General features: G+C 30.7%; 7 protein-coding genes. All 7 read right to left on the bottom strand.

All coding sequences use genetic code 11. The annotated features are described in order from the left end of the window. A partial coding sequence (locus C0512_RS14440) for a hypothetical protein (protein ID WP_290862798.1) occupies nt 1–433 on the bottom strand: 433 nt, incomplete at its 3' end. A gap of 151 nt (nt 434–584) precedes the next feature. After that, nucleotides 585–1,685, bottom strand: a complete 1,101-nt coding sequence (hisC, locus tag C0512_RS14445; RefSeq protein ID WP_290862800.1) for a histidinol-phosphate transaminase — start codon at nt 1,683–1,685, stop codon at nt 585–587. A gap of 252 nt (nt 1,686–1,937) precedes the next feature. After that, complete coding sequence (locus tag C0512_RS14450) at nt 1,938–2,381, bottom strand: hypothetical protein (protein WP_290862802.1); 444 nt, start codon at nt 2,379–2,381, stop codon at nt 1,938–1,940. Between the two features lie 187 nt (nt 2,382–2,568). Next, nucleotides 2,569–3,582 (bottom strand): alpha/beta fold hydrolase, encoded by a 1,014-nt coding sequence (locus C0512_RS14455; protein ID WP_290862804.1) that lies wholly within the window; start codon nt 3,580–3,582, stop codon nt 2,569–2,571. Nucleotides 3,583–3,756: 174 nt separating this feature from the next. After that, nucleotides 3,757–4,242, bottom strand: a complete 486-nt coding sequence (locus tag C0512_RS14460; RefSeq protein WP_290862806.1) for a DUF2314 domain-containing protein — start codon at nt 4,240–4,242, stop codon at nt 3,757–3,759. Between the two features lie 146 nt (nt 4,243–4,388). Continuing rightward, entirely contained in the window at nt 4,389–5,174 is a 786-nt protein-coding gene (locus C0512_RS14465) for a TlpA disulfide reductase family protein (protein ID WP_290862808.1), read from the bottom strand. Nucleotides 5,175–5,354: 180 nt separating this feature from the next. Continuing rightward, on the bottom strand, nt 5,355–5,550 hold a 196-nt coding region (locus tag C0512_RS14470; protein WP_290862810.1), incomplete at its 5' end, for a hypothetical protein.

Genomic DNA, 5,550 nt, shown 5'->3' on the forward strand with positions numbered 1-5,550 from the left:
CGTCGGCAATAATTGATAATTCTTCTAAATTTTCATTCAAACTATTTAAAAAGTCATAATTAGTAATATTTTTAGTTGCAAGTGAAAGTGACTTTATATTTTTTAAATTGGAGATACAATGTTCGTTAATGACTTCTACATTATCAACGGAAAGATGTTGAAGGTTTGTCATATTACCTATAATTTTTAAATCTGTCATTTTTTCGCCCCACCCATAAAGTCTCAAACTAATTTCAGGTTTTTTAGAAAAAATTCTATCATTGAGAATTTCATAAGTCTTTAATGACACGCTCCTGTATGAATTTATTTGAATGTGTAAAACATTATTATTTAAGATTTCCTGAATCAATTCTTCTGTAAGCATACTTTCAGAACTAATTTCATTAAAATCATTAAACTTGTGTTGCGGAGTGGAATGAATGTAAGCTCCCATAATTTTTATTTTTATTGAAAATAGTTGACTATTTTAAACGGTTCGCATACAATGTCGTTCAACTTCCCGCTACTACAGCGAGTTTAATACTAAATTAAGTCTCAAAACCTTAATTTCTTAAAACTGCTATTATATGCTCTTTTTTTTATATTTACGCTAAAGCTTCAATAAATTGTTTCATTTCATTCATGGTGCCAATTGTAATTCTCGACCATTTTCCCTTTTCTTCATAAAACTTAGTTCCTAGAATATTGTTCTTTTTTAACTGCTCAAAAAAGTCTTTGTTATAATTTTCTAATGAAAAATACACAAAGTTGGTATGCGACGGAATACAACGTATTTTTAAATTCTCCAATTGTTCAATCGTGTATTTTCTTGCTGCGGCATTAAGCAAAATGGTTTCGCTCACAAATTTATTGTCCTTTAAGGAGGCCAAAGCTCCTGAAGCAGAGGGTATACTTACACTTCCATTGGCAGAAAATTGCAGTTGACTTATTTCCTTTATAGTATCAGCATGTGCTATTGCATATCCAATACGTGAACCTGCTAAACCATATATTTTTGAAAAGGTTTTGGCAATAAGTAGGTTTTTATTCTCCGTAACAAGATTTGCAAGGGAGGGTTGATCGGTATAATCTAGGTAAGCCTCATCTACTAAAACTTTTGTTTTTTTTGTGGCTTCATTTATAAAATCTAGAAGTGCTTCATTGGCACAAATTGTTCCCGTTGGATTATTAGGATTACAGATGTAAACCATTTTCGTGTCCTGGTCAATTGCGTTTAACATAGCAGCTAAATCATGTTTTTTATCTGCCGTTAATGGAATTGCAATTTTTTTAAGACCTGCATTTTCCGCAGTTACTGTCCAATAATCAAACGTAGTTTCCGCAATAATTAAATTTCCTGATTTTTTGGAGCAATACAAAGCAACTAAATTTAAAATTTCAGAGGAACCCGCACCCAATAAGATGTTTTGATCAGTCAAATTATGTTTTTGAGCAATTTTTCCAATAAGTTCGTCTAACAACTCCCAATTATAACGATTGCTGACATTTATACTATCACGCATTGCATTTCTTGCCAATGCAGAAGGGCCATAAGGATTTTCGTTCGACCTTAACCGAATTAAGTTGATATCTTTTTCTTCAATAATGTTTTCCTTGGTTGGAATTGCAAAACTGTCAAACGGAATAATCCCTAAACCTACAACACCTAAACTTGTTTGCTTTAACCAATTTCTTCTATTACTCATAGTGCATTTTTTAAATGTAGTAAATTTTAAACTTTCAATTAACCCCTGAACTCAAAAATACAAAACAAACTTTAATCCCGACGTTACGGGATATCTTTTGGAAGAGGTTATGCAACAACAACTGTTATTATAAACTGTGTTTCTCACTTGAAGGTCGTTACAGTTTATTTTTTAATTGTCGTTGGTGTCAAATAAATAAAGGTCTTGTTTCGGTATCATTGTCTCATAAGCTGATGAATACCGAATATTTAATTACTCTGCCAATTTATTCTTTAATTCAACGGATAAGCTTTCATCCGTCAAAACCATGGTTGCATCTTGGCAATATTGTGTTTTTCCGAGATATTGTTCATATCCCGATGTCTTAATAGTAGTAAACGCTGTCCACTCTTTATTCTCTTGAGATAAAAATTCACCACATAAAATAAAAATCTTTTCATTGTTTGGTGATTTAATATAGCCAATTTTCACATTCCGAAAATCAATAGGTGTCGGTGGTTGATGATTACGAAAATCACTAGAAGCAGAAGTAATTAAAAACTGAACAATAGTGTCAGGAATGCTTTCATTTTCAGAAATTGCGGTTGAACTGTCTTTCGTATCTGCTTTGTTGTTAGAGTTACAACAAATGATTGCTGATATAAAAAATAGGAAAGCAAATGTTTTTAATGTGTTTTTAAAGATTTGTTTTGTCATATCGTTATTAAATTTATTTGTTTTTTTGTCGTTTGTGTTGTTGTCATAACATAGCCACTAACTTCCCACCACAGCAAACTCCTTAACCATTAATTTTCCACTAAGATAAAAATTCTCACGAAACACAAACCTGAACTTACAACATAATTCGCAATCTTGCCAATTGCTAGTTAGCCGTTCGCTTTTATTATTTGTTTGTCCATTCGTCAACTAATTTAAATAGTGATGGTTTTAAGTCAATATATTTTATTTTGTCATTTTCTATAATTTCGTCTTGCAAAAAGTGGTTTGCGTTTGGGTATACTTTATAGGTCAAATTTGTTTTTTTATGTCGCAGAAATTCTATTTCTACATAATCGGTATTCATAATAAACGAACCCCACAAATCTTTACCACCAGCAATTACCATTATTGGAATTTTTAGTTTTAACATATTTTCTAATGGCGTTTCATCGCTAAAACTTGCCCAACGATAATATGTTTCTTCATTCCAATTTTTTGTTTTGCTATTTGGGTCGGCAAATATCTTCTTGTACTCAGCAAACAAACTGTCAATATTTTTCTGTGTCTGTTCAAAAGTTTGTTCTCCTTTAAACGAGGCTAACCTTTCTTGTAAAACAAAATCGTATAGATGATTTAATGAATTTGAGTTTAACAAAACTACGTGCGTTACTTTTTTATTTAAAGCCGCAACTTTTGGAGCTACTTGTCCACCTTGCGAATGTCCAATCACCAATATTTTGGATTTATCAACTGGAAGTAGTTTTATTGCTTGGTCAATTATTAACGAAGCCGCTTTTGCTCTCCACTCCAAAGAATATCTATTTCTAAATTCGTCATTTAATGGATAGGATGTTTGGAAAGTAACTAGGTCTTTTTGAACAGTGTCAAATAATGGTATACCTGGTTTAGAAACTGAAATAACGTGATATTTATCTTTATATTTTTCAATCTCTAAAAAGCCCTTCCAAGCATACGTTTTCAAGTCAGTTTGATAACTAAAAGTTGGTTCATTTCCTGAACCATGAATAAAAATCATCAATGGTTTTTTCTTGTCAATACTAGATTTGAAAGTACAAAATTCAACCTTTCCTAATTCGTTATTGTCAATAGTAAATATTTTAAATTGTTCTTTAAAGTCAGCTTGTCCAAAAGTTAATTTGGAAAGAAAAAGTAAAATTAGTAAAGCTATTTTGTTCATATTCGGTATTTTTAAAATGACGCCTAACTTACCGTCCGCTTGGCGAAGTTGCAAACTCCCTAACCATTAATTTTCCACTAAGATAAAAATTCTCACGAAACACAAACCTGAACTTACAACAAAATTCGCAATTGTGCCAAACGCCCGTTGGCAGCTGCCGTTTTTGTCCTTAGTTTAGGTTTCATTGTCAATATCGTAAATGTGGTTAGAATGAAAATATAAAGTTTCCCCTTCGTTTAAGTCGCCAAATTCAATTGCATCATTCCTTAAAAGGCCTTTAAAAATATCGTTCTCTTTTTCTAATACTTCAACCCACATTCTCTCAACATAACCGTCTTTGTCTGTAAATAGCAATTTTACTAAATCACCAATTTTTGTTTTTTCTTTCTCCTCGGTCGTGGGAATAGGATTGTCATAAATCATTTCAGTTGCTGTCAGTGCAATATCTTCAAGCTCAAACTTGTCACGCTTAATATTTGGAAGTCTTTTGTCGTTTGGTACTGCTTTATAAATGTTTTTGTAGTGGTCTAAAATAGCCTGTTCTTTTTTGGTAAACTTTCTTTTTCTTCCAAAGTAATCGTTATGCTTTTCTTGTTCCTTCCTTAGAAAGTAAACAACGATAAGTCCAACGATTATAAGTGATAATATTTGTATTGTCATTTCTATGTAATATGGTTTATGTCGTTTGTAGGCTTGTCATTAAATTAATTCAAATACATTAATTTTTTCCTACAAATCGTCAAACGGACTTTTATTTGTTGAATACTTTATGGTGCTCTACATAGGAACAGCTGTTGTTTAATGTTTTATTTGGGCAACAATTTTCTAATTTCATTTGCAATATTTTCTAGATTTCCTTCCGCATTTCCTGTTGAAACATATTTAATAATTCCATTTTGATCAATTAAAAAGTTTTTTGGAATTGATTTAGTTGCATATTCATTCCATATTTTTTCGTTTGGATCAATTCCGAAATTAAAATTCATTCCGTCTTTTCTTAATTTAATTACTTTTTTCAAAACCGTTTCTTTAGATTCTCCTTTTGAGATTGCTAAAAACACAAAATCATTATTTTTAAAAGGTTCAATTATTTTTGTCGGAATATCGTAAAATTCCATTAAACAGGGTCCACACCAAGTGGCCCAAAAATTTACAAGTACAATTTTACCTTTTAAATCTGAAAGTTTTACTTCTTTACCATCAATTAATTTAAGTGTAAAATCCTTTGCAAGGTCATTTACATTTAGAATATATTCGTCATTTTTTTTAGTGCTTTCTATGTTTTCAAATGGTTCATCATTCTTTTTGTCATTTTCAATTTTTTCTTTTTCAGTAAAAAGCGAGATGATAATTATGAATTCTTTATCTCCAATTTTATCTCCAAATTTTTTAAATAATTCATTTCTTTCATTTTCTGAAACTCCTTTACTCATACTTTTAATAAAACCTTCATTGGCATATTGCTCAACTTTTTCCATTGAAGAAATCTCATTGTTAATTATGATAACATTTTCTGGTTTTTTAGCAACTTTATCTTGTCCATAAAATGATTGTGTAGTTATTAAAAGTAAAAAATAAATTATTTTGTTCATATTTTCTTTGTTTTTGTTTTCTCCGGTTTCCCCAAAAATTATTGCACAACCCGTTTATATACTCTACAAACCTTCGTACATACACCCAATTTTGGGTAGATTGGCGAAGGTTTGTTTTGCTTTGTTGATTTACTCAAATATATTAATTATTTCCTACAAAAAAGTAAAGAAGGGTTTAAGTTATGCACACATATAACTAACAATTTCTTTAAAAAGCAGTAAAAAAAACCCCCAAACGTTCGTCTTTTTATACCAAACGTTCACGATTTTATACCAAACGTCAGTCAATTTATACCAAACGTTCACGATTTTATACCAAACGTCAGTCAATTTATGCCAAACGTTCGTCTTTTTATACCAAAGGTTCGTCTTTTTA

The organism is Flavobacterium sp., from assembly GCF_013822155.1.
GTDB lineage: Bacteria > Bacteroidota > Bacteroidia > Flavobacteriales > Flavobacteriaceae > Flavobacterium.

Bases quoted from the DNA above. Each gene is read 5' to 3' on its own strand.
- hisC (WP_290862800.1), bottom strand. From the start codon at position 1,685: ATGAGTAATAGAAGAAATTGGTTAAAGCAAACAAGTTTAGGTGTTGTA.
- C0512_RS14450 (WP_290862802.1), bottom strand. From the start codon at position 2,381: ATGACAAAACAAATCTTTAAAAACACATTAAAAACATTTGCTTTCCTA.
- C0512_RS14455 (WP_290862804.1), bottom strand. From the start codon at position 3,582: ATGAACAAAATAGCTTTACTAATTTTACTTTTTCTTTCCAAATTAACT.
- C0512_RS14460 (WP_290862806.1), bottom strand. From the start codon at position 4,242: ATGACAATACAAATATTATCACTTATAATCGTTGGACTTATCGTTGTT.
- C0512_RS14465 (WP_290862808.1), bottom strand. From the start codon at position 5,174: ATGAACAAAATAATTTATTTTTTACTTTTAATAACTACACAATCATTT.